Source organism: Paraclostridium bifermentans (genome assembly GCF_019916025.1).
GTDB lineage: Bacteria > Bacillota > Clostridia > Peptostreptococcales > Peptostreptococcaceae > Paraclostridium > Paraclostridium bifermentans.
The window spans coordinates 1,662,160-1,684,890 of the sequence record NZ_CP079737.1 but is presented as its reverse complement, the minus strand read 5'-3'; the positions used below and the strand labels follow the sequence as shown (position 1 = coordinate 1,684,890).

The following is a 22,731-nucleotide window of genomic DNA, read 5'->3' as shown; positions in this document are numbered from 1 at the left end:
TTATATAACAGATAGAATATGCATTAAAAAATATGAGAGGATGTGAGAACATGATATTAAACTTAGATTTTAATAGTGATAAGCCTATTTATATACAAATACGAGAAGAAGTTATAAAATCAATTGCAAATGGAGAGTTAGAAATTTATGAATCTCTTCCGTCTGTTAGAAGTTTAGCTGATGAAATTGGAATAAACCTTCACACTGTAAGTAAGGCGTATAACCTTTTAAAGGATGAAGGCTATATAAGTATTGATAGAAGAAAAGGTGCAGTAATTAATAATCTTCCTATAGATAAGGATACTAACAATTTCAATCAAATTAAAGATCAAATAGAACTTTTAGTAGCAGAAAGTTATTTAAAAGGGATAGACAAAAGCGAGTTTATTGACTTATGTGAAAATTATTTTGAAAAATATGGGGTGAAAAAATAATGGGAAATTTAGCAACTTTTATGATGATGATTCCAATAATAGTAATTGTTCATTTGTTAATGCTCTATGTTCAGGCATTAAGTGGCAAAAACTATTTCTATGGAGTATACGTAAAAAACATAGAACTTGAAGAAAATGATAAACAGAGGATTGATAGAAGTTATAAAAAGAAATTAAATATTACTTTAGTTTTATTGATAATTATTTCATTACTAGGACATCAACTATTTAATTTTAATGGGGACGTGACATCAACATTTATTTTAATATTATATTTAATACTAAATTTTTATTATTTAAGATCTAGCTATATAGATGTAATTAAATTGAAAAGTAAATTGCTTACTACATCTAATAGTTATGGGGATAAAGATACAAATGTCAAAACTATGTCTATAGATACTAAATTTATAAATGAAAAATCTAAAATTAAGAATAAATTTAAAATTTTATTTGGGATATGTATACTAATATCTTTAATAACATTCATTTATGTTGGATTAAATTATAATAGTCTACCGGAAACTATCCCAACTCATTGGGGAATAGAAGGTAAACCAGATACATTTGCTCCGAAAACATTTAAAAATGTTTTTATGCTAAATATTTTAAACATATCAATGGTTTTAATGTTTAGTTATTTAACTATTGAGACTATAGGATCTAGAAGCTATATAGATACCGAAAATAAAGAAGAGATTAGAAAAAAGGCTTTAAGATACTTAAGTAAAATGGGTTACGCATTTTGGATATTAACTTTAAGTATACAACTAACGATAATCCCTATGCAATGGTCTCTAGTTAGTGGAGTTAACGTACCAACTCTAGTATTTTTTATAAGTATATTTTTACCTATGATATCTACAATTTATTTAATATATATTATGATAATGATATCTACATTGAAGTCTAAAAATAAAAATTCATATGTCATAGAAAGTGATGATGAAAAATGGATTTATGGATTTATATATTATAACAAAGAAGACCCATCATTTATGGTTGAAAAAAGGATTGGTGCTGGTTGGACATTTAATATGGCAAATAAAAAAAGTCAGTGGCTTTGTGTATTCTTAGTTTTATTGATTATAGTGAGTATTATTGGATTTTAAAATAAAGATAAAAGGACTACAAGCTTATGTAGTCCTTTTATCTTTATTTATATTATATAAATTAACACTAAACAAAAAACTTTAAGTTTAATTAAAGGTAAAGCGTATATAATTACTATATTGATATAAACTTAGGAGGACAATTAATGAGAATTTTATTGGTGGAAGATAATATTATTTTGGCAGATACTATAAAAGAAGAGTTATCAAATCAAAACAATTTTAATGTTGAAGTTTTTAATAACGGTGAAGAAGCTTTGTATAATATAGAGAGAAATATATATGATATTATAATTTTAGATATAATGTTACCTGATTTAAGCGGAATAGAAATATTAAAGTCATTAAGAGATCAAGGAGTTAAAACTCCAGTTATAATGCTAACAGCAAAAGAAGAGTTAGATGATAAAGTTGGAGCATTTTCAATAGGGGCAAATGACTATATAACAAAACCATTTTATATGGAGGAATTAATAGCTAGAGTTTATGCAATTCTTAGAACCACAGGAGCAATATCTAGCGAAAATATATTAGAATTTAAAAGCTTAAAGATAAATTTAAACTCTAGAAAAGTATATATAGATGGAGAGGAAATAGAACTATACAAGAAACAATATGATATTTTGGAATATTTTTTAATGAATAAAGGTCAAGTTTTATTAAAAGAACAAATATATGATAGAATTTGGGGAATTGAGTGTGATATACCGCTAGAAATAGTAGAGGTTCATATAAGTGGTCTTAGAAAAAATTTAGCGTGTAAAGGATATAATAAATATATAAAAACTAAAAGAGGAATAGGATATATATTTGATGATGAATAAAAATATATTAAAAAATACAAGAAAAAGATTAATTACAATAAATATGATAGTTGTAGGTATTGTCTTTATAGTATTTGCTTTGTTTATATATAAGTTTTTTTATGATTTAACTTATAATGGAGTTGATAAAGACCTGCAAATGCAAATGCAAAAAACTGAAAATGATTTAATACATGGCGAAAGAAATCCAATTCCTAATAGGGATGATATTCATATGATGTCAAAAGGAAGCTTAATATATGTGTGGGAAAATGGGACAATCATTAAGTCATACCCATACGATATTACTAACTACATGAAACCATATGAAAAAAGTAAAAACTTAAAGGAAGGTATAATTTCTTATGAATATGAAGGGTCAAGCTTCAGAGAATTTAAAAAAGTAAGTGGACCATATACTATTGAGATAATCAAACTAGTGGATATTGAAGAGGGACTTTTAGCTAAGCTTAGACATGTACTTATAATTTCGGCAGTTATAGCTTGTGCAGTTATATTTATTGCAAGCAAATTTTTAACTAAAAAATCTTTAGAACCAATAGAGGAATCTTGGAAAACACAAGCTTTATTTGTACAGGATGCTTCTCATGAATTAAGAACTCCACTTACCATAATTTTTTCTAAAATTGAAAGTATAATAAAAAGGCCAAGCAATAGCGTTGAAGATGAGATGAAAAATTTAACAATTGTTATGAAAGAAGTAAGACGTCTTAATAAATTAGTTTCTGATTTACTAAAACTTACAAAAGAAGATGCTATCGTAACTATAAATAAATCTGAGGTTGATTTAAAATCTATGGTATATGATATAACTGAACAATATGAAGATATATGCGAATTACAACACAAAAATCTGGAATTTGAATATAAATCAAAAGACAAAATTATATTTAGTGATAAGGAAAAGTTAAGACAAATATTAATAATACTTATTGATAATGCTATAAAATACACAAATAATGAAGATATAATAAAAGTTATTATATATGATGAAAATACAAATATAATAATTGATGTATTAGATACTGGGATAGGTATTAAAAATGAAGATCTATCACAAATTTTCAACCGATTTTTTAGGGCTAGTTCTCAAAGAGAATCTAATCGAGATGGATCTGGGATAGGGTTATCAATTGCTAAAGTATTAGTATCTAATTTAAATGGGAAAATATCTGCCATATCTAAATATGGAGAAGGAAGTACTTTTAGTCTTTCCATTCCTAAAAAATAGAGACTGTATTCTAAGTATTACCAAAATGTAAGTTTATTTTTTGCTTACTATAAGGCTTTTATTTTTAAAAAAGTGTAAAATAAGAATATGAGTTTCGTTAGGAGGTAGACATGAAAAATATATTAGAAGTAAAAAACATCGAAAAGTATTATGGAAATAGAGACGCTATAAATAAAGCAATTGATAATATAAGTTTTAGTGTGAGTGAAGGTGAATTTATAGGTATAATGGGACCTAGCGGAAGTGGTAAAACTACGATTTTAAATTGCATATCTACAATCGACAATGTCTCAAGTGGAAGCGTGATAATAAATGATCAAGATATTACAAAGCTAAAAACAAGAAATCTAGATAAATTTAGACAGACGGAGCTAGGATTTATATTTCAAGATTTTAACCTTTTAGATACATTAACTGCATACGAAAATATAGCTTTAGCACTTACTATTAAAGGTGAAAAAACATCTAAAATAGATAGTAAAGTTAGAGAAGTTGCTAAATACCTTGAAATAAATAATATTTTAGATAAGTATCCATATCAAATATCGGGTGGACAAAAACAAAGAGTTGCCTCTGCTAGAGCTATTGTCACAAATCCCTCATTAGTTTTAGCTGATGAGCCAACAGGTGCTTTAGATTCGAAAGCTGCTAGGTTGTTACTTGAAAGATTTGAAAAATTAAACCAAGAATTCAACACTACTATTTTGATGGTTACCCATGATGCTTTTACAGCAAGCTATGCAAATAGAATCTTGTTTATAAAAGATGGTGAAATTTTTAATGAAGTAATTCGTGGAAATGATAGTAGAAAAGAATTTTTTAACAGGATAATAGATGTAATCACCTTGCTTGGAGGGGATGAAAATGTATTTTAAGCTTGCTTTAGAAAATGTTAGAAAAAGCTTTAAAGTGTATAGAATATACTTTTTAACTCTAGCACTTGCTGTAAGTATATTCTATAGTTTTAACTCTATAGAGTCACAACATGCTATGTATGATTTAAATAAATCTGCACAAAGTTACATTGACGTGTTAATTCAGTCAATAGAAATTATTTCTGTTTTTGTATCATTTATCCTAGGGAGTTTGATATTGTATGCTAACAATTTTTTAATAAAAAAAAGAAAAAAAGAATTGGGTATATATAGAACATTAGGTATGGGTAATTTTAAAATATCCCAAGTATTAGTAATAGAGACAGCCATAGTAGGTTCAATTTCTTTAGTAGTGGGTTTATTAATAGGACTTGTATTAAGTCAAGGACTATCTGCTTTTACATCTCAATTATTTGAGGTTGATATGAGTAAATACAAATTTATAATTTCTACAAAATCTATTCAAAAAACTATAGTTTACTTTGGAATAATATTTTCAATAGTAATGGTATTTAATTTTATATCCATTGCAAGATATAAGATAATAGATTTAATTAATGCTGGCAAAAAAGTTGAAAATTTAAAATTTAGAAATCCTATAATATACATACTTACTTTTTCATTAAGTGTATATCTTTTATTAACAAGTTATAAACTGATTCTTAAAGTAGGTATAATGGGATTTACAAATTATATGTTTTTAAAGGTTATAGGATTTGGAATTTTAGGTACATTTTTATTTTTTTATAGTTTATCTGGAGTATTTATATTAGTAATAGCAAAAAATAAAAAAATATATTTTAAAGGGTTGAATATTTTTACAATTAAACAATTAAATAGTAAAATTAATACGAATTTCTTATCTATTTCAATTATAAGCTTAATGATATTTTTAACAATAGGTATACTTTCAACAGGTATTAGTTTTAAGAATGTTTTAGAAAAATCATTAAGGAATTCTACTCCATTTGATGCAAGTGTATATAAATTTATAGATAAAGATGAAAAAACAAAAACAGTCGAAGATTCCTTAAATGCACTTAATTTTAAATTTGATGATACTGAAAAATATATATATTTTACTATATATGACTCTGGAATAAAGTTAAAAAATTTAATTGATAAAAAATATGTGAAAAATAAAAATACAATAAATGAAAATTTTAATTTTGCAAAATTAGAATTGATGAAAATTTCAGATTATAATAATATTAGAAAATTAGAAGGCAAAAAAGCTATCCATATAAATCCAAATGAAGTTATATTAACTTCTAATAGAAGTGAGTATTTAAATATTTTTAAAGACGCCTTTAGAAAAACTAAAAAAATTAATTTATATGGGAAAGATTATAATATAAAAAATGGTGAAATATATGAAGAAACCTTTAAATCATCTGAATTTCTAGACAATACATCAACATTAATAGTCAATGATAGTTTAGTTGAAAGTGCAAAACCTGTGAGCTCTAATTTAAATGTAGAATTTACTGGAGACTATAATAAATCAGAAAAAAAGTTTGAATCCCTATTAGACTCATTTAAAGAAGGTAAGCTAAGTTATGATAAGGTAGGTTTTTTAAATGGAAATACTAAACAGGCTATATATGCTAATCAAAGAAATATAATTACAATTATAATATTTATAGGAATGTACTTAGGTATTATATTTTTAATTTCTAGTATGGCTATTTTAGCAGTCCAACAATTATCAGAAGCTAGTGATAGCATAGAAAGATATAAATCTTTAATGCGTTTAGGAGTTAATGAAAAAATGATTAATAAAGCTATATTTATTCAGACACTCATATATTTTGCTCTTCCTATATCACTTGCTTTTATACATTCTATTGTAGGGATAAAAGTTGTATCTGACTTTATATCATTATTAGATAAGCCAAATATTAAATACTCATCTATATCTACTGCCATTATTTTAATAATTGTATATATATCGTATTTTTATACTACATATATAGGGTATAAGAATATAGTTAAAAATTCAAAATAAAAGCTAACTTGATTATCAGGTTAGCTTTTTATAATTATATTAAAATTAAATTCAGGCATAAGCTGTTATAATTAAAGTAACTATAATAATTCAAGGGGGAGAAGTTTATGTTTGATTTAAATCGTAAAAATCTTATAAAAAAAATGAAAGAAGAATCTTTACTTATATTATTTGCAGGAGATGCTCCTTTTAGAAGTGCCGATCAACAATATAAATTTACACCAAATAGAAATTTTTATTACTTAACGGGAATAGATGACAAAAAAGTTATATTAACTATATTAAAAACAGAAACAGAAGTTATAGAAAATATATATGTTCAAAGAGAAGATGAGCTTATGGCAAAGTGGGTAGGACGATCTATAAATAAAGATGAAGCTAGAAAGATAAGCAAGGTTAAAAATATAAAATACATTGATGAATTTGAAAGTACTATTTCATCCTACATTGATAGAAGAGGAATAAAAAACATATATTTTGATTTAGAAAGACAATCAATAGACATTCCGTCAACAAAGGCTCAAGATATGGCAAATTTAATAAAAATTAAATACCCATATATAAAAATTAAAAATATATATTCTCAAATTGTTAGTTTGAGAATGGTAAAAAATGAAGATGAAATAAAGACTATAAAAAAAGCCATATCTATAACTAAAGAAGGTATTATTTCTATGGCTAAAAATATAAAACCTAGCATGAAAGAATATGAGGTAGAGTCATATTTTGACTTTGAAATAAAACGATTAGGAGCTTCTGCACATGCATTTAATACTATTTGTGCTGCAGGTAAAAATGCAACTGTTCTTCATTATGAAGATAATAATCAAGATTGCACAGATGGAGATTTAATTTTATTTGATTTAGGAGCAGAATACAATTATTATTGTTCAGATATTTCTAGAACAATACCTATTAATGGGAAGTTTACAGAACGCCAAAAGCAAATTTATTCAATTGTTTTAAATTGCATGAAAGAGGTTGAGAAAGCAGCCAAACCGGGAATTACGTTAAGAGATTTAAATGATATTGCAAAAAAATCTTTATCAAATGGATGTATAGATATAGGTCTTATATCAAAAGAAGAAGAAATTGAAAAATATTACTTCCATTCAATTGGTCATTCATTAGGATTAGATACACATGATGTTTGGATAAGTGATTCGAAGCTTGAGGTTGGGTCTGTGATAACTAATGAGCCTGGACTTTATATAGAAGAAGAGGGGATTGGCATAAGACTAGAAGATGATTTACTAATTACTGATTTTGGGTGTACAAATCTATCAAATGATATACCTATTGAAATAGAAGATATAGAAAATTTAATGAGATAAAGTTTAAAAGGCTTTTTTATGTATTTATTAAATTATATAAGTGCATTTTAAAGTCTTTTTTATGCTTAACTTTATGTTTTAAACAATAAATATCAGGGTATTTAATTTTGGTAATCGGTAATTATATAATCAAAGGAGAACAATTTATGAGAAAGATATTAAATGAATTTAGAGAATTTGCAGTTAAAGGAAATGTAATAGATCTTGCTGTCGGGGTTGTTGTCGGAGGTGCATTTTCTAAGATAGTTACATCATCAGTAAATGATATTATAATGCCTGTAGTTGGAATGTTAACTGGAGGTATAAACTTTTCTGAATATAAAATTATATTAAAAGAAGCTGTTGGCAAATCCCCAGCTGTTACTTTAAACTTGGGAAATTTCATACAAACAACAGTTAACTTTATAATAATATCGTTTTGTATATTTATATTTATAAAGGGATTAATGAAACTAAAAAATGCAACTCTTAAGGAAGAAATTGCTATTGAAGAAGAAAAGGCTGAAAAAATTTCTGAAGAGGTTTTATTACTTAGAGACATAAAAGATTTATTACAAAATCAAAATTAATTTATAAAAAAGGGTAAAGTTTAACTTTATCCTTTTTCTTTATAAATTTAAATTTATTTTTTGCATAAAATATGATATGATATTAATATTATTTTAGTATAAAACAATTTATAAAGTTATACAATTATAAAGGTTAAAGAGGTGGTGTAAAATGAGACAAGGGAGTTCAATAAGAAGGGCAAAATCGTTTATTTTAATATTTAGTGTAATCTATTCTATATTTGAATCTAATATATTATATTTAACTCCAATAATAACAGTATTAATTCCATATCAGTTTATGAGAAATAAAGAGGTTACAGATCAATCAACATTAGAAAATCAAAAAACTTTAAGTAGATTATTACTGTTCAACTTTATATGTATTGAGTTAGTAAGTTTAACTACTCAAAGTGGAAACTTTGTTACATTTAACATTAGCGTTACTATGTTAATTTACTTTGTTTATTTCAAGATGCTATCTTCTAATGAAAAAAAGGTTTTAGCATTTAAAAATAATCCTAAAGTTGTATATGATAAAATGAAATTAAAGATAGATACATTAGAGAATATATATCAAAAAGGATTAAATGAAATGGAAAGTACTGATGATGAGAAAGTAAAAAAATCAATGCAAGCTAAACTTGATAAGTTAAAAATAAAAATAAATGCATCTAAGCAACAATTGGATATGATAGAAAATATTATAGATTCTAGTGAAAATAATAAGTAATAAAAAAGGTGAACCTTTAAAGGTTCACCTTTTTTTAAACTTCAAATCCTAGGCATATTTCACATATAGCAGATATTATAAAATAAATACCTATTATATATGGAGTTGCAAATAATGTTACTATAGGATTTACAAGAATTAATATTCCAAGAACTACAAGTAATACATTATATAAAGTATTTAAATTGAATCCGATTTTTCTTCTTTTTATTGATATTATTAGTAAGTATATACCTCTTACAACTGCCCAGATTCCATAAAATAATATTAAAGTTTCTGTAGTTGATATAGGTGATAACCATACTATTAACCCGAATAGTATATTTATAATTCCACTAAATACATAATATGCTTTTTCAGTAGTTTTAAATGCTCTTATTATTGTAAATATTCCTGCTATAATTAGTAGTATTCCTGCCACAGTTGTAAAGCTAAAGAAAGACTCTATTGGATTTATAAAAAATAATATACCTATTATCCCAAATAGAATTCCTTCCAATATTAATGTTGTTTCTAATTTTCTTTTATTCTCCATATGTACCATCTCCTCGAACATACATATACCCTAAAAAAATATTAAACTAAACATACTAATTTAAAGTTAAATAATTCTGAAATTTTTCAAAAGAATATACTTAAAGTTAAAATGAATAAGTTAAATTATATATATTCATTTTTAAAATAAATATCATTTATTATTGGGTATTTTTACCAAAATAAATAAATAATATTGAATAATATAAATTTATTTATTTAAAATGCATAAAATTTAATCTTAATAACAAAAATATAAAAATGACTATATCTAATTAGACATAGTCATTAACGAAAATAAAAATGATTATTTTTTATTTTTTGCAGAAGATGAGCCTTTTAAATAAGCTTCTGAAGAATTTTTCAAAGTTGAAGTCCATTGATTATTATTTTCATTTTTTTGTTTAGATTCTGACTTGCTTGTTAAATCATTTAAAGAATTTGCCCACTGATTATTAAATTCAGTTTTAGTTTTTTTAGACATTTTTAAATCTCCTTTGTTTTAAGTATGTAGTTATTTTAAGCTTAAAATATTAAATTTATTCTAAATAAAATTTTGGGGGCAAATAGAATTTTATATGAATTTATACTCTAATCTATTGACACTTAATACCATTTAATGCTTATATTAAAGATATAAGTTTATATATTATATTAGGAGGTAAAAATGAAAGTAAATTGGAACAGTAAATATACGACTATATCTGTATATTCATTTATAGTTATTTGCTGTAGTATTATTTTTTATCGCATTGCAAGTGATACAAGTGTGTTTATGGGTAAAATAAGCAGTATTATATCTACGCTTCAACCATTTATAATAGGAGCTGTTATAGCTTATCTATTAAACTTCATATTAGTATTTGTTGAAGAAAGAATGCTTAGCAAAAACAAATTAGACAAATTAAAGCCTAAAAGTAAGAGGGCTATAGGGCTTTTACTTACTTATATAGTAGCATTTATCTTATTAGCTTTATTCGTTCAATTTGTATTACCTCAATTAGTAGAAAGCATGCTTGGACTTGTTAATGATATACCTACATATTTAACTAATTTATCAGATCTTTTAACTAAATATACAAAAGATTTGAATATAGATAAGGAATATTTAGATATAGCAGTTACAAAACTTACTGATTTTATAAACTATTTTATAAGCGTTGCTGCGGGATTACTACCAGTGGTAGGACAAGCTTTAGGAATAGTAGCATCTAGTATATGGAATATAGTTCTTGGAGTTATAATATCTATTTATTTGCTTATAGATAAAGAAAAGTTTTGTGCATTAGGAAGAAAAGTAGTATGTGCAGTGTTTAATGAAAAACATTCTAAACGAATATTACAGTTAGTTGATAGAAGTAATGATACATTTGGAAAATTCTTAAGTGGAAAAATAATAGATTCTGCAATAATAGGAGTGCTTACTTTTGTAGTACTTACTATATTCAAAATGCCATATGTACTACTTATATCAGTAATTATAGGTATAACAAATATAATCCCATTTTTCGGGCCTTTCTTTGGAGCTATACCTGCAACCATAATAATTCTATTCGTATCACCAGTAAAAGCATTATGGTTTATATTAATAATTATAGTTATTCAGCAATTAGATGGAAATATAATAGGACCTAAAATATTAGGAGATTCTATAGGTATTTCAGCATTTTGGATTTTATTTTCATTATTAGTTGCAGGAAAGTTCCTAGGTTTAGTGGGAATGATTATAGGTGTTCCTTTATTTGCAATAATTTACTCAATTATTAAGGAAGTAATAGAGGAAAAATTAGATAAAAAAGGTCTACCTGTTAATACAAACGACTACCTTAAAAAGTAAAAGATAAAAAAACTACCTAAATTTAAATTTAGGTAGTTTTTTTATTTTTATAATTTACATTCAAACGTTTGTTGGGGAATAGTTTTTTTATAGAATCTTTATTACTTAATGTCTGATAGGTAATTAAATAAAATTATCTATTTAAGTTTAAAGTACGTGTGGTTTCGAATTTTACTTAATTTGAATAAAATAATAAATCTGATAAAATTAATATTATCGTAAAAAATTAAAATATAATTCGAAAAGGAGGTTTTATGAAAAAACAGATTTTACCTAAAACATTACTGTTTATATTTATATTTGCATTCATAAATATTTTTATTTCTATATTTGGAAAAGAAAATTCTTTAATAGGGGTTATAGTTATAACTATGTTGCTAATGCTGCTACAACGAAACTTAGCTATATCTCCAATTAAAAATACATTTAAATTGGTAGGAATCAATTTATTTTTAGGAATATTTTCTTTTTTAGCTGTTCAAAATATGTTCTTAGGAATTGTGTGTAATTTAGTAGCTATGTTTATAGTAGCATACCTATTTAGCTATAATTTAAGAAGTCATTTGGACGTAGCATTTGGATTGTTATATTTATTTATGATTGGAGCGCCTGTGAGCTTAGATCAACTACCTTTAAGACTAACATCTTTAGCTGCTGGGGCTTTAATCATAATGATTTCACAAATATTAGTTAATAAAAATAAATTAGAAAAAACTAGTGATAAAGTATTAATGGATTTAGGTATTTATATGGCCCAAAAAGCTGAACAATTAAAAAATCAAAATGACTATAGTGAATCTTTGGATTTAAAAATAAACAATTCAATGAGAAAAATAAAAACTATTATTTATGATAATAGAAAAAAAGGTTTCTTCTTGACTGGTAATGGACCTAATGTTTTTAATATAGTTTTTAATTTTGAAAGAATAAATACTATGCTAGATGATTATAGACAAGATACAAGTTTGTGTAATAGTGAAGATTTATCAATAATTAGCTACGAATTAAATAATTTAAAGTCTTATTTGAATAAAGATATAAATCAAAGTGAAATAAATTTTAAAAATTCAATGAGTACAGAGTTATATGAATTTTACGATGCAATGGAAAATATATATTTTTATTTAAATGAGTATACAAGTAATAGCAGTGAAAAGAATATCTATGATAATTTAGAGATTCCATATAATTTCAAAAAATCTTATATTTACAAAGAGCATATAAGTACTAAGTCTATGAAGTTTACTTATGCTACAAAAGTTGCTATAGGAATTGCATTGGGTGGATTTATAATGGACTATTTCAATTTAAAGGAAGGTCGATGGATATTATATACTATATTTTCTGTTATACAACCATACACTGAAGATGGAATAATTAAAACGAAGAAAAGACTATTTGGAACTATTTTAGGGTGTATATCAGTATTTATACTGTTTTCAATATTTAAAAATCCAACTATAAGATCAATTATTATAATTTTCACTGGATATATAAGTGGTTATGCAAAAGAAATAGATTATAAATATGAAATGATATGTATTACAATATCAGCTATAGGTTCTGTTAGCATGCTTACTTCACCTGATGTATTTATTGTAAATAGGATTGCGTTTATTGCATTAGGTATTATTATAGCGTTAATTATAAACAAGTTAATATTGCCATATAATGCAAACACTGCATATGAAGTACTTATAGATATGTATAGAAATGTAATTAAAGAAATGGAAACAGAAGTTCAACTATCGGTTGATGGTAATGGAAATCTTCATAAAGTAAAAAATCTTCTATTGATATCTAATCTACTAGAAGATAAGTTAGTATCTATGAATAATTTAGTAAATCATAAAAATCAATATGAAGTCTTAAATAAAAAGAGATTATTAATTAATAGTATGTATTGCATATATTTAAAATTCAAAAGAAATAATGAAATGCCTATATACTATAATTTAGCTCAGTTAGAAGAAGCTAAGGATTTAATAATAGAAGATATTGAAACTACAAATGATATAGATCATAAAGTAATATGTAAAAATCTACTTTATATAATTGAAAATTCAGATGTCATTAAAGCATATGCATAAGCTAAAAAAAGAAATTAGTAAATCAGATGATTTACTAATTTCTTTTTTTACATTAATTTATTTCTTTTTGAATAATCTGTGTGTTTATCATTATTATAATTTAACTTTGCGCAAACACTTACTGTGTGTTTATTTCTGTGATGTTTTATTTCTAAATCACTAAACTGTGCATCATCTGCATTGCTTCTTAAGTAATTTCTTACAACATCTTCAGCTGATTTTTCATTAACATCATCATATGTTTTAAAGTAAGTATTTTCTCCTATTTCAAGTGTTAAATCATAATTACCATTATCTAGTTTATTTCTCATTTCACTCATATTATCCATAGTTTACCTCCAAATTAATATTGTCATCACAATTAAGTTTATCCAAAGTAAACTAATTTTATTAGGATTATAAAAGTTTTAGTATAGCTTGTTTAAAGTCATCTTCATTAAAATTCCCATTGAAATTTATAGATCCGAGTACTGTGCAGTAATTAGTTTCACCAGTTTTACTCCATAAAATTGAATGATTTAAAATATTCTTGCAAACTTTATCTAAATCAATGCCCATAGCTTCCATGCTAAAACGCATTTTATCAGGATATCTACAAGGGACATTATCTATATATGTACATCTTTCACAATATCTACAACGACCACCATCTGATAAAAGTCCATTAAATATTTCTTCTAATGGTATAAGTAAATCAGACAAGACTTTTCTTAGATATGGATGTACAGTTTCTATTGAATTGTTATCATCGACATCCATATACATTGCTAAAACCAAAGAGTACTCGTGATTTTTTGTGTAGTCAGTAAATTTTGGACTGTTTGGAGGACATGTATAACTTAAATTATAGTGAGGGCATCCCTCTTTACAAAGGCCTGTGAAATAGTTAAAATCCATATAATTTTCTAAAGTTTTGTTTTTACATATATTTGCTTTTAATTTTATATCATTTCCATCTTTTTTAAAATTTAGTGCAATCATAGTAACACTCCTATATATATTTTTTACTAATACTATAATATTATTATATCATCATACATCTTACAACATTGTTACAGTAAAAATATACAAAAAGTGGTATAATTATTTGTATGTTTTGTGATTTTATAGCAGTTGGAGGTGTCTTTTGAGGAAAAAATTGTTTATATTAAGTGGGATTGCATTAGTAGTTGTTTTATCTTTTGTTTGGTATGTAAAGGTATTTAATTTAAAAGAGATTAATAAAAACGAAATAGATGTCAATCAATTTATAAAATGTAGTGACGAAGTGAGTAGTTCAAAGGCTCAAGTTAATTGGCAGTATGTAGCAAGTATAATAGGTGTACAAAATAAAAATAAGTTTAAAGATGTGAGTAATGATGAAATAAAAAATGTTGCTAATTTATTCATAATTAAAGATGGAGAAAAATACAAAGTTTTAAATTTAGATGATGTTTTAAAGAAGCTTGAATTTAGTTCTAAAGAAATTAATAGAACTCATGATTATATAAATGATTTAAAATATTTTGGTTTAAAGCCATCTAGATTAAATCCAGATGGAAAATATATGACATTTATAGACTCTGTAAAAAAAAGTTCTATCTATAATTATAATAAGTACAAGATTTTACCATCTATTACTATAGCTCAATCTATACTTGAGTCTAATTGGGGTGAATCTGAACTATCTTCTAAGTATAATAATTTATTTGGAATAAAAGCAAACAATTCATGGAAAGGTAAATATGTTAATATAGAGACTAGTGAATTTTACGATCAAGTAATCACAGATAAATTTAGGGTTTATAAAACAAAATCAGAATCTATACAAGACCATGCTAAATTTTTAAGTGAAAACCCTCGATATAAAGAAGTTCTTACTAAAGCTACTTATATAGAACAAGCAGAAGAACTTCAAAATGCTGGATATAGTACTGTTTCAGATGAAAGTGGGAATTTAACATATAAAAACTTATTAATAGAGATAATTCAACAATACAACTTACAATTAATCGATAGTTATGTTCAAGAAATAAGAGAATAGAACGAATGTTCTATTCTCTTATTTCTTTTTGTATGTGTTTTTATTTATAAGTTCTTCTCTAATTATATTTCCTTCTTCATCTAAATATACTCTATAAGTATCTACCTTAACTTTATCTTCTTCATAATTGCTTTTTGTTATAAGGTAAAGTCTTTCTCTGTCTTTATCACATCCATAAATTTTAGATGTAATAACTCCTTTATTTACTGTATTTTTAATATAAACAGGATGCATAAGCGGATTTTCAAATTTAAAATCTGTATAGCCATAAGATACTGCAGCATCTCGACCTGCAGGTGCATATTTTGATACAAATGTATGATTATGAACTTCTGATATATTCATTCCTGAAAGTAATGCAGCATTATATATTGTAGTAGATACTTGGCATACTCCACCACCTTCGCCATTTACATATTTGCCACCAACTATAACCTTAGCTGTTTTGTATCCGTTATGCCATGTTCTAGCTCCTGTAGCATTATTATATGAAAACTCTTTATGAGGCATTATCAATTTATCACTGGTACTACTTGCTGCAACGTTTATATTGTTACCTCTAGAAGTCGTATAGTTAAAAGTAGTACTGAATTGGCCTAGTACTGTATTTATAGAATTAACATTTTCTGTTGTTACTTTAGGATCAACAGTATTTACTGGAATTTTTAAATCTTTTATGTTCTTGCTTATTATCATATTATATATGGATTCTTTTAACTTAACTTTATCAACTTTCTTACCATGCTTAGATTCAGTCCTTTTAAAAGAACCATCATCGTTTATAGCTATAGTAGCATTAACTTCTTTTATATCTATTTCTTTGCAGATATCATTAATTAGTTTGCTTAATTTAACTTCATCATACGTACCAATTAATTTTATACTGTATTTGTCTTTAAATCTTAAATTTGATTTTCTTTTTAGGTTTACTAATATATCCTCATTTCTAGTAAAAAAATAAGCTTCTTTAATTGCTTTATCTTTATTGAATTTTAAATTTATATCTGATGGATTTATAATGTAAGTCTTATCTTCATAGGTCAATTTAATTGGTTTTTCTTTATATTTAGATTCAACCAAATTTAGCGCTTCCTTAAATGTTAAGTATGAAATATCAATATCTTCTACATATATATTTTTATATATTTTAGATGAAGTATCAATTTCTGATTTATTAATCCCTATTCCAAGCAATAAATAAGATATAAATATTATAATAATTAAATATTGATATTTGGATTTCATATTTTAAAAACTCCTTTATTATTATTCATATATATATTGTCCTTAAATGAATATTTGTATGTTTAAGTTTTTTAATTTGTCAAATTATGATATAATAAAATTTTGATGAACGTTAAAAATAAAGATATATAAATATAGGAGGCTACTTATGGCAAATACTTTTTATATAGTAAGACATGGACAAACTAATTGGAATATATTAGGCAAAACACAAGGACATGGAAATTCAGACTTAACAGAGAAAGGAATAGAACAAGCTACTGAGCTTGCTGATAGTTTATCTAAAAAACATAAAATAGACTATATATTTTCAAGCGACTTAGGTAGAGCTGTTCAAACTGCTAATATACTTGGAGACAGTTTAGGAATAAGCGTTTGTGAAACGCCAGCTCTTAGAGAAATGGGATTTGGTAAATGGGAAGGTTTATTAATAGATGAAATAAAGATGAATTATGCAGATATATATAATACATGGAGAAATGAACCACATTTAGTTGAAATTCCTGAAGGAGAAACTTTACATATAATAAAAGATAGAGTAGATAATTTTATAAATGAACTTAATAAGAAATATGATAATAAACATATATTACTTGTAACTCACTCTGTAACTGTTAGGGTTATGCTTTTATCTTTCTTAAATTCAGGTATGGAAAATATATATAGAATTAAGCAAGATAATACTGCTTTAAATATAGTTGAATACAGAGATTATGGACCAGTTATAATAAAAATGAATGACACTACTCATATCAAAAATAATGAAAAAATAAACAACTCAGCACTTGAGTAAGGAGATATAAACATGGCAAAAGTTATAGTTGTTGGAGGTGGCCCAGCTGGCATAATGGCCGCAATATCAGCTTCAAAACAAAATGAAGTAATTTTAATAGAAAAAAACAATGAAATAGGAAAAAAGCTTAAACTTACAGGTGGCGGAAGATGTAACATAACTAATAATAGAAATATAGAAGATTTTTTTGATAAGGTAGTTAATAATAAAAAATTCTTATATAGTTCTCTTTACACCTTTTCAAACTACGACCTATTAGAATACTTTAAAGATAATAATTTAGAGTACAAGGTTGAATATGATGAAAAAGTATATACTAAGTCAGATAAGGCAGATGATGTTATAAATGTACTATTAAGCAACCTTTCAAAAAATAATGTTGAAATAATGTATAACACAACTGTTTGTGACTTAGTTATCGAGAATGATGAAGCTAAAGGAGTTATAACTAATAAAGGAGAAAAAATTAGTTGCGATAAATTAATTGTAACTACTGGTGGTAAAAGTTATCCAGCAACAGGTTCTGATGGATCTATGTTTGAAATCTTAAAAAAATATGGACATGAAATAAAACCGCTATATCCAGCATTAATCCCTTTAGTTACACAAGAGAGTTTTGTAAAAAATTTACAAGGTGTAGCTATGAAAGATGTTTGCATAAGTACTAAAATTAAAAAGAAAAAAATTGAAACTCAAGGTGACATGATATTTACACATTTTGGGATATCAGGACCTGCAGTACTAAAATTTTCTTCATATATAAATAAAGCACTTGATAATAATCCTATTGAAATTACAATAAACTTTTTACAAAAAACTTCAAGTGATGAATTATCAAAGATAATAAGAGAAAATCCAAATAAAAATATACTAACAAATTTAAAAAGTATATTACCACAAAACTTTTTAAAAGAAATTTTAACTTTGCTTAATTTAAGTGATAAAAAACCTAATGAATTAAAAAAAGAAGATGAATTAAAAATTATTGAATATATAAAGTGTATGAAATTAACTATTTCTGAGATGTTAACAATTAAAGCTGCTATGGTAACTAGTGGCGGAGTTAGTGTAAAGGAGATAAATTCATCTAATTTAGAATCTAAAATAATTAAAAATTTATTCTTTGCTGGAGAGGTTATAGATGTAGATGCCGAAACTGGCGGATATAATCTTCAAATAGCTTTTTCAACAGGATATTTAGCAGGAAGTGATTATTAATGAAAGTATTAGCAGTTAGAGGAGCGACAACAGTTAATCAAAACTCCATAGAAGAAATATTAAATGAAACAAAAGTACTAATAGAAAACATAATAAAAGAAAATGACATATTAGAAGCGGATATTATAAGTATGGTCTTTACAATGACTAGTGATTTAGATGCGGTATATCCCTCTGTAGCTGTAAGAGATTTATTAAATATTTGTGATACACCTTTACTTAATTTTGAAGAAAAGTATATTCAAGGTAGTCTCAGAAAATGTATTAGAGTTATGGTAAATATAAATAGTGAAAAGTCAAAGTCTGAGATTAAACATATATATCTAAATAATGCTAAAAGTTTAAGACCAGACATAGTTGAATAGGAGTGAATAATATGAAAAATTTAGTAATAGCAGTAGATGGACCAGCAGGTGCAGGGAAAAGTACAATAGCCAAAATAGTAGCTGATAAAATGAATATAAATTATATAGATACAGGCGCAATGTATAGAGCTATAACATATAAAGTGCTTCAAAGTGGAATAGATATTAACAATGAAAATGAAGTAATTGAAATTGCAAAAAAAAGTGATATAGATTTTAAAGATAATAATATTTATCTTGATGGAAAGATTTTAAAAGAGGAAATTAGAACTCCTGAAGTTAGCCATAACGTATCTAATGTAGCACAAATAAAAGATGTTAGATATTTAATGGTGGATGTTCAAAGAGACATTGGTAATAAAAGCTCTGTTATCTTAGACGGAAGAGATATCGGATCATATGTTTTCCCAAATGCTGACTATAAGTTTTTCTTAGTGGCTTCTTCAAAAGAAAGAGGAGAAAGAAGATATAAAGAACTTATAAAAAAAGGATATAATACTACTTTAGAAGAAGTTATTAATGATGTAATAAGAAGAGACGAAATTGATTCTAATAGAGAATTCGCACCTTTAGTTAAAGCTAACGATGCAATTGAAATTGATACTACAGGAAAAAGCATAGATAAAGTAGTTGAATCAGTTATAGAAAAAATAAAGTAAGTCAAATTGAAGGGAGATTAATGTGAAATTTTATAACTTTGTAACAGGCGTTTTAAATGTATTCTCACGCGTGTTTTTTAAATTTAGAGTTGAAGGAATTGAAAATATACCTAAAGAAGGTTCTATAATAATTGCTGCAAATCATAAGTCAAATTTAGACCCGATATTTTTAGCTGCATGTATGCACAAAAACAGACCTATTACAGCTGTTGCTAAAAAAGAATTGTTTAAAGTAAAACCTTTAGGATATATATTAAATAAAATAAATGTTATACCTGTAGATAGAGAGAATCCAACTGCATCTACGGTAAAAAGTATTTTAAAAATCCTTAGAAATGATGGATGCATAGGAATGTTTCCTGAAGGTACTAGAAGTAAGGATGTTGGTTTTTTAGAAGCTAAGGCGGGTATAGGTATGTTTGCTGTAAAAGGAAAATCTTTAGTAATACCTATGTCTATAATAACTAACTATAGACTATTTAATAGAGTTACAATATACATAGATAAACCTATCTCATTTGAAGATTATTATAAAGAAAAGTTAACAAGTGACGATTACCAAAGATTATCTCAAAATGTACTAGATGTAATAAAAGAAAATTATTATAAGAATGCAAAATAGGGGGATCAATATGGAAGTTAAAATAGCCAAAAACGCTGGATTTTGCTTTGGAGTCAAAAGAGCTATGAAGATGGCTTGGGATGAACTTCAAAAAAGCGAAGACGGTATATATGCTCTTGGTCCATTAATTCATAATAAACAAGCAGTTTTAAAGTATGAAGAAAATGGATTAAAAACTATTGATGAAGTAAGCGAAGTTCCTACATCAAAGAGTATGATTATTAGAAGTCATGGTGTAGGTGAGATTGTGTATACAGAGTCAAAAGAAAAAGGTCTTAATGTAATTGATACAACTTGCCCTTTTGTAAAAAAAATTCATGAAGTAGCTAAAAAACATTATTCTCAAGGATTTGATATAATTGTTATAGGAGATGCGAAACATCCTGAAGTTATAGGAATTAACGGATGGTGCAATAATGAAGCTATAATAATTAAAACTTTAGAAGACTTAGAAACTACAAACTTAGATAAAAATAAAAAATATTGTGTAGTTGCTCAAACTACAATTAATATTGATTTATATAATAAAATATTAGAAGCTTTATCTAATAAACTTGATAATGTAATATTCAATAATACTATATGCTCTGCTACTAAAGTTAGACAAGAGGCGGCTAAAGAAATATCAGCAGATGTTGACATGATGGTAGTAGTTGGAGGTAAACATAGTTCTAATACTCAAAAACTAGTTCAAATATGTCAGGAATATGTTCCTACATTAGCTATAGAAACAGTAAATGAATTGAATCCAGAAGATTTTAAAGGGTTTAATAAAGTGGGATTAACAGCAGGAGCATCTACTCCTGATTGGATAATTGAAGAAGTTATAAGTTATATTGAATCTTTATAAAAAGTTTGTAAAAAGGGATATATTTATATATCCCTTTTTATTATTTTATGCCCAATTTCCATTTTTAAATATTTGTATTTCTTTACCATCGTTAGTTAAACCAAATATATTCATATCACTAGAACCTATCATAAAATCATCATGAGTTATACTATCATTTATACCGTATTTATCCATATTATCTTTTGATATCTCGCTACCATTTTCTATACTTGTTTTATATGCAGAGCCTAAAGCTAAGTGACAAGATGCATTTTCATCATATAAAGTAGTGTAATAAACTATTCCAGTGTTAGATATAGGGGAGTTATTTTCGACTAGTGCAACTTCACCTAAATAACAAGATCCATTATCTAATTCTAATAATGATTTTAATGACTCGTAACCTACCTCTGCATTGTAATCAACAACTTTACCATCTTTAAATGTTAATGTGAATTTATCTATTATAGTTCCATTGTATATAAATGGTTTTGTATTAGAAACAACACCATTAACTTTGAATTTATGAGGTAGAGTATATACTTCTTCTGTTGGTATATTTGCTGTAAATTCTATACCATTTGGATCTACGCTTGAACCTCCAGCCCAAATGTGCCCTTCAGGCAAATCTATATGTAAATCAGTTTTAGAAGATTTAAAGTGTAAAGATTTAAATTTATAGTTATTTAAAAACATAACTTTTTCAGCTAATTTAGAATTGTGATTTTTCCAAGCTAATATAGGATTATCAGTATCTACTCTAGTACACTTAAATATATAATCCCATAATTTGTTTATAGCTTCATTTTCATCTAACTCGGGGAATACTTTAGATGCCCATTCTTTATTAGGTGCAGATACAATAGTCCACTTAATTTTATCTGATATAATAGCATCTCTCCATAACGGTATACTTTCACTAGATGCTTTACTGGCTTTTTGCATTCTTATAGGATCTACATCTTTAAATATAGTAGGGTTAGAAGAGTCTATATTTATAATACATACTCCTTTGTCTAATAATGAATTGTATTTTTCTATTTTCCATTTAGGAAATTCATCAAAAATGTCTTCTGGAGCTTTTATATATCTTATCAAAGAACTTTCTTCATCGCTCCATTCAATTTCAACATCTCTAGCACCTAAATCATAAGCAGCATTTACTATTTCTCTAGCAAAATCTGTACAAGATATAGGAGCTCTTAAAAGAAGCGTTTGTCCTTTTTGAAGATTTACCCCAACCTTTACTGCTAACTCAGCGTATTTTTTTAATTTAATTTTGAATTCCATAGTAGCCTCCAATAGCACATATTTATTAATTAAATTATATAATAATAAAGCATGTTTAAGTTGAAATTTTTATTATTTTTTTAATTAAGTTTACATAATATTATTATATTAAACTATTTTTAAA

General features: G+C 25.6%; 24 protein-coding genes. 18 read left to right on the top strand and 6 right to left on the bottom strand.

Annotation, left to right across the window (positions count from 1 at the left end; all coding sequences use genetic code 11):
- Positions 1 to 50 precede the first annotated feature (50 nt).
- From KXZ80_RS08070 to KXZ80_RS08030, 9 genes are all read left to right on the top strand, one after another.
- Complete coding sequence (locus tag KXZ80_RS08070) at positions 51 to 434, top strand: GntR family transcriptional regulator (protein ID WP_021432970.1); 384 nt, start codon at positions 51 to 53, stop codon at positions 432 to 434.
- On the top strand, positions 434 to 1,546 hold the full coding sequence (locus KXZ80_RS08065; RefSeq protein WP_021432969.1) for a DUF1648 domain-containing protein: 1,113 nt from the start codon (positions 434 to 436) through the stop codon (positions 1,544 to 1,546). The genes KXZ80_RS08070 and KXZ80_RS08065 overlap by 1 nt, the downstream gene beginning before the upstream one ends.
- 146 nt (positions 1,547 to 1,692) lie before the next feature.
- Positions 1,693 to 2,370, top strand: a complete 678-nt coding sequence (locus tag KXZ80_RS08060) for a response regulator transcription factor (protein WP_021432968.1) — start codon at positions 1,693 to 1,695, stop codon at positions 2,368 to 2,370.
- Positions 2,360 to 3,601, top strand: coding sequence for a sensor histidine kinase (locus KXZ80_RS08055; RefSeq protein ID WP_038285219.1), 1,242 nt, complete (start codon positions 2,360 to 2,362; stop codon positions 3,599 to 3,601). Before KXZ80_RS08060 ends, KXZ80_RS08055 begins: the two co-directional genes overlap by 11 nt.
- 110 nt (positions 3,602 to 3,711) lie before the next feature.
- A complete protein-coding gene (locus KXZ80_RS08050; protein WP_021432966.1) occupies positions 3,712 to 4,476 on the top strand; it encodes an ABC transporter ATP-binding protein in 765 nt (254 codons plus the stop codon).
- The gene (locus KXZ80_RS08045; protein WP_021432965.1) at positions 4,466 to 6,484 is read left to right on the top strand and encodes an FtsX-like permease family protein; all 2,019 of its coding nucleotides are present in this window, start codon (positions 4,466 to 4,468) and stop codon (positions 6,482 to 6,484) included. Before KXZ80_RS08050 ends, KXZ80_RS08045 begins: the two co-directional genes overlap by 11 nt.
- Before the next feature lie 107 nt (positions 6,485 to 6,591).
- Complete coding sequence (locus tag KXZ80_RS08040; RefSeq protein WP_021432964.1) at positions 6,592 to 7,818, top strand: aminopeptidase P family protein; 1,227 nt, start codon at positions 6,592 to 6,594, stop codon at positions 7,816 to 7,818.
- Positions 7,819 to 7,964: 146 nt separating this feature from the next.
- A complete protein-coding gene (mscL, locus tag KXZ80_RS08035; protein ID WP_021432963.1) occupies positions 7,965 to 8,387 on the top strand; it encodes a large-conductance mechanosensitive channel protein MscL in 423 nt (140 codons plus the stop codon).
- A 151-nt stretch (positions 8,388 to 8,538) separates the two neighbouring features.
- Positions 8,539 to 9,099, top strand: coding sequence for a hypothetical protein (locus KXZ80_RS08030; RefSeq protein ID WP_021432962.1), 561 nt, complete (start codon positions 8,539 to 8,541; stop codon positions 9,097 to 9,099).
- A 34-nt stretch (positions 9,100 to 9,133) separates the two neighbouring features.
- Here the strand turns inward: KXZ80_RS08030 and KXZ80_RS08025 are convergent, their stop codons facing one another.
- On the bottom strand, positions 9,134 to 9,634 hold the full coding sequence (locus KXZ80_RS08025) for an HdeD family acid-resistance protein (protein ID WP_021432961.1): 501 nt from the start codon (positions 9,632 to 9,634) through the stop codon (positions 9,134 to 9,136).
- Between the two features lie 306 nt (positions 9,635 to 9,940).
- A complete protein-coding gene (locus tag KXZ80_RS08020) occupies positions 9,941 to 10,117 on the bottom strand; it encodes a hypothetical protein (protein WP_021432960.1) in 177 nt (58 codons plus the stop codon).
- Between the two features lie 183 nt (positions 10,118 to 10,300).
- Between KXZ80_RS08020 and KXZ80_RS08015 the strand changes: the two genes are divergently transcribed.
- Both KXZ80_RS08015 and KXZ80_RS08010 read left to right on the top strand, forming a co-directional pair.
- A complete protein-coding gene (locus tag KXZ80_RS08015; RefSeq protein ID WP_021432959.1) occupies positions 10,301 to 11,470 on the top strand; it encodes an AI-2E family transporter in 1,170 nt (389 codons plus the stop codon).
- A gap of 254 nt (positions 11,471 to 11,724) precedes the next feature.
- A complete protein-coding gene (locus tag KXZ80_RS08010; RefSeq protein WP_021432958.1) occupies positions 11,725 to 13,560 on the top strand; it encodes an FUSC family protein in 1,836 nt (611 codons plus the stop codon).
- 47 nt (positions 13,561 to 13,607) lie between these two features.
- Here KXZ80_RS08010 and KXZ80_RS08005 read toward each other — a convergent pair whose 3' ends face one another.
- The gene (locus KXZ80_RS08005; protein ID WP_021432957.1) at positions 13,608 to 13,889 is read right to left on the bottom strand and encodes a hypothetical protein; all 282 of its coding nucleotides are present in this window, start codon (positions 13,887 to 13,889) and stop codon (positions 13,608 to 13,610) included.
- A gap of 67 nt (positions 13,890 to 13,956) precedes the next feature.
- The gene (locus KXZ80_RS08000) at positions 13,957 to 14,541 is read right to left on the bottom strand and encodes a DUF2284 domain-containing protein (RefSeq protein WP_021432956.1); all 585 of its coding nucleotides are present in this window, start codon (positions 14,539 to 14,541) and stop codon (positions 13,957 to 13,959) included.
- 145 nt (positions 14,542 to 14,686) lie between these two features.
- Here KXZ80_RS08000 and KXZ80_RS07995 point away from each other — a divergent pair, with 145 nt between their 5' ends.
- The gene (locus KXZ80_RS07995) at positions 14,687 to 15,583 is read left to right on the top strand and encodes a glycoside hydrolase family 73 protein (protein WP_021432955.1); all 897 of its coding nucleotides are present in this window, start codon (positions 14,687 to 14,689) and stop codon (positions 15,581 to 15,583) included.
- Between the two features lie 18 nt (positions 15,584 to 15,601).
- On the opposite strand, the gene KXZ80_RS07990 is transcribed toward KXZ80_RS07995, so the two are convergent.
- Positions 15,602 to 16,828, bottom strand: a complete 1,227-nt coding sequence (locus KXZ80_RS07990; RefSeq protein WP_021432954.1) for a VanW family protein — start codon at positions 16,826 to 16,828, stop codon at positions 15,602 to 15,604.
- Between the two features lie 148 nt (positions 16,829 to 16,976).
- Between KXZ80_RS07990 and KXZ80_RS07985 the strand changes: the two genes are divergently transcribed.
- The 6 genes from KXZ80_RS07985 to KXZ80_RS07960 are packed head-to-tail and all read left to right on the top strand — an operon-like array spanning position 16,977 to position 21,335.
- Positions 16,977 to 17,621, top strand: a complete 645-nt coding sequence (locus KXZ80_RS07985; protein WP_021432953.1) for a histidine phosphatase family protein — start codon at positions 16,977 to 16,979, stop codon at positions 17,619 to 17,621.
- 12 nt (positions 17,622 to 17,633) lie between these two features.
- Positions 17,634 to 18,839: a BaiN/RdsA family NAD(P)/FAD-dependent oxidoreductase gene (locus KXZ80_RS07980; RefSeq protein WP_021432952.1), complete on the top strand. Its 1,206-nt coding sequence runs from the start codon at positions 17,634 to 17,636 to the stop codon at positions 18,837 to 18,839.
- Positions 18,839 to 19,204 (top strand): chorismate mutase, encoded by a 366-nt coding sequence (gene aroH / locus KXZ80_RS07975; RefSeq protein ID WP_021432951.1) that lies wholly within the window; start codon positions 18,839 to 18,841, stop codon positions 19,202 to 19,204. The genes KXZ80_RS07980 and aroH overlap by 1 nt, the downstream gene beginning before the upstream one ends.
- Before the next feature lie 11 nt (positions 19,205 to 19,215).
- The gene (gene cmk, locus KXZ80_RS07970; RefSeq protein ID WP_021432950.1) at positions 19,216 to 19,863 is read left to right on the top strand and encodes a (d)CMP kinase; all 648 of its coding nucleotides are present in this window, start codon (positions 19,216 to 19,218) and stop codon (positions 19,861 to 19,863) included.
- 22 nt (positions 19,864 to 19,885) lie between these two features.
- Positions 19,886 to 20,485, top strand: a complete 600-nt coding sequence (locus KXZ80_RS07965; protein ID WP_021432949.1) for a lysophospholipid acyltransferase family protein — start codon at positions 19,886 to 19,888, stop codon at positions 20,483 to 20,485.
- 10 nt (positions 20,486 to 20,495) lie between these two features.
- A complete protein-coding gene (locus KXZ80_RS07960; protein WP_021432948.1) occupies positions 20,496 to 21,335 on the top strand; it encodes a 4-hydroxy-3-methylbut-2-enyl diphosphate reductase in 840 nt (279 codons plus the stop codon).
- Between the two features lie 45 nt (positions 21,336 to 21,380).
- Here KXZ80_RS07960 and KXZ80_RS07955 read toward each other — a convergent pair whose 3' ends face one another.
- Complete coding sequence (locus KXZ80_RS07955; protein ID WP_021432947.1) at positions 21,381 to 22,607, bottom strand: aminopeptidase; 1,227 nt, start codon at positions 22,605 to 22,607, stop codon at positions 21,381 to 21,383.
- Positions 22,608 to 22,731 lie beyond the last annotated feature (124 nt).

What these genes read in the sequence shown, in the direction of transcription:
- KXZ80_RS08070 (WP_021432970.1), top strand. Translation starts at nt 51, where the DNA reads ATGATATTAAACTTAGATTTTAATAGTGATAAGCCTATTTATATACAA.
- KXZ80_RS08065 (WP_021432969.1), top strand. Translation starts at nt 434, where the DNA reads ATGGGAAATTTAGCAACTTTTATGATGATGATTCCAATAATAGTAATT.
- KXZ80_RS08060 (WP_021432968.1), top strand. Translation starts at nt 1,693, where the DNA reads ATGAGAATTTTATTGGTGGAAGATAATATTATTTTGGCAGATACTATA.
- KXZ80_RS08055 (WP_038285219.1), top strand. Translation starts at nt 2,360, where the DNA reads ATGATGAATAAAAATATATTAAAAAATACAAGAAAAAGATTAATTACA.
- KXZ80_RS08050 (WP_021432966.1), top strand. Translation starts at nt 3,712, where the DNA reads ATGAAAAATATATTAGAAGTAAAAAACATCGAAAAGTATTATGGAAAT.
- KXZ80_RS08045 (WP_021432965.1), top strand. Translation starts at nt 4,466, where the DNA reads ATGTATTTTAAGCTTGCTTTAGAAAATGTTAGAAAAAGCTTTAAAGTG.
- KXZ80_RS08040 (WP_021432964.1), top strand. Translation starts at nt 6,592, where the DNA reads ATGTTTGATTTAAATCGTAAAAATCTTATAAAAAAAATGAAAGAAGAA.
- mscL (WP_021432963.1), top strand. Translation starts at nt 7,965, where the DNA reads ATGAGAAAGATATTAAATGAATTTAGAGAATTTGCAGTTAAAGGAAAT.
- KXZ80_RS08030 (WP_021432962.1), top strand. Translation starts at nt 8,539, where the DNA reads ATGAGACAAGGGAGTTCAATAAGAAGGGCAAAATCGTTTATTTTAATA.
- KXZ80_RS08025 (WP_021432961.1), bottom strand. Translation starts at nt 9,634, where the DNA reads ATGGAGAATAAAAGAAAATTAGAAACAACATTAATATTGGAAGGAATT.
- KXZ80_RS08020 (WP_021432960.1), bottom strand. Translation starts at nt 10,117, where the DNA reads ATGTCTAAAAAAACTAAAACTGAATTTAATAATCAGTGGGCAAATTCT.
- KXZ80_RS08015 (WP_021432959.1), top strand. Translation starts at nt 10,301, where the DNA reads ATGAAAGTAAATTGGAACAGTAAATATACGACTATATCTGTATATTCA.
- KXZ80_RS08010 (WP_021432958.1), top strand. Translation starts at nt 11,725, where the DNA reads ATGAAAAAACAGATTTTACCTAAAACATTACTGTTTATATTTATATTT.
- KXZ80_RS08005 (WP_021432957.1), bottom strand. Translation starts at nt 13,889, where the DNA reads ATGGATAATATGAGTGAAATGAGAAATAAACTAGATAATGGTAATTAT.
- KXZ80_RS08000 (WP_021432956.1), bottom strand. Translation starts at nt 14,541, where the DNA reads ATGATTGCACTAAATTTTAAAAAAGATGGAAATGATATAAAATTAAAA.
- KXZ80_RS07990 (WP_021432954.1), bottom strand. Translation starts at nt 16,828, where the DNA reads ATGAAATCCAAATATCAATATTTAATTATTATAATATTTATATCTTAT.
- KXZ80_RS07985 (WP_021432953.1), top strand. Translation starts at nt 16,977, where the DNA reads ATGGCAAATACTTTTTATATAGTAAGACATGGACAAACTAATTGGAAT.
- KXZ80_RS07980 (WP_021432952.1), top strand. Translation starts at nt 17,634, where the DNA reads ATGGCAAAAGTTATAGTTGTTGGAGGTGGCCCAGCTGGCATAATGGCC.
- aroH (WP_021432951.1), top strand. Translation starts at nt 18,839, where the DNA reads ATGAAAGTATTAGCAGTTAGAGGAGCGACAACAGTTAATCAAAACTCC.
- cmk (WP_021432950.1), top strand. Translation starts at nt 19,216, where the DNA reads ATGAAAAATTTAGTAATAGCAGTAGATGGACCAGCAGGTGCAGGGAAA.
- KXZ80_RS07960 (WP_021432948.1), top strand. Translation starts at nt 20,496, where the DNA reads ATGGAAGTTAAAATAGCCAAAAACGCTGGATTTTGCTTTGGAGTCAAA.
- KXZ80_RS07955 (WP_021432947.1), bottom strand. Translation starts at nt 22,607, where the DNA reads ATGGAATTCAAAATTAAATTAAAAAAATACGCTGAGTTAGCAGTAAAG.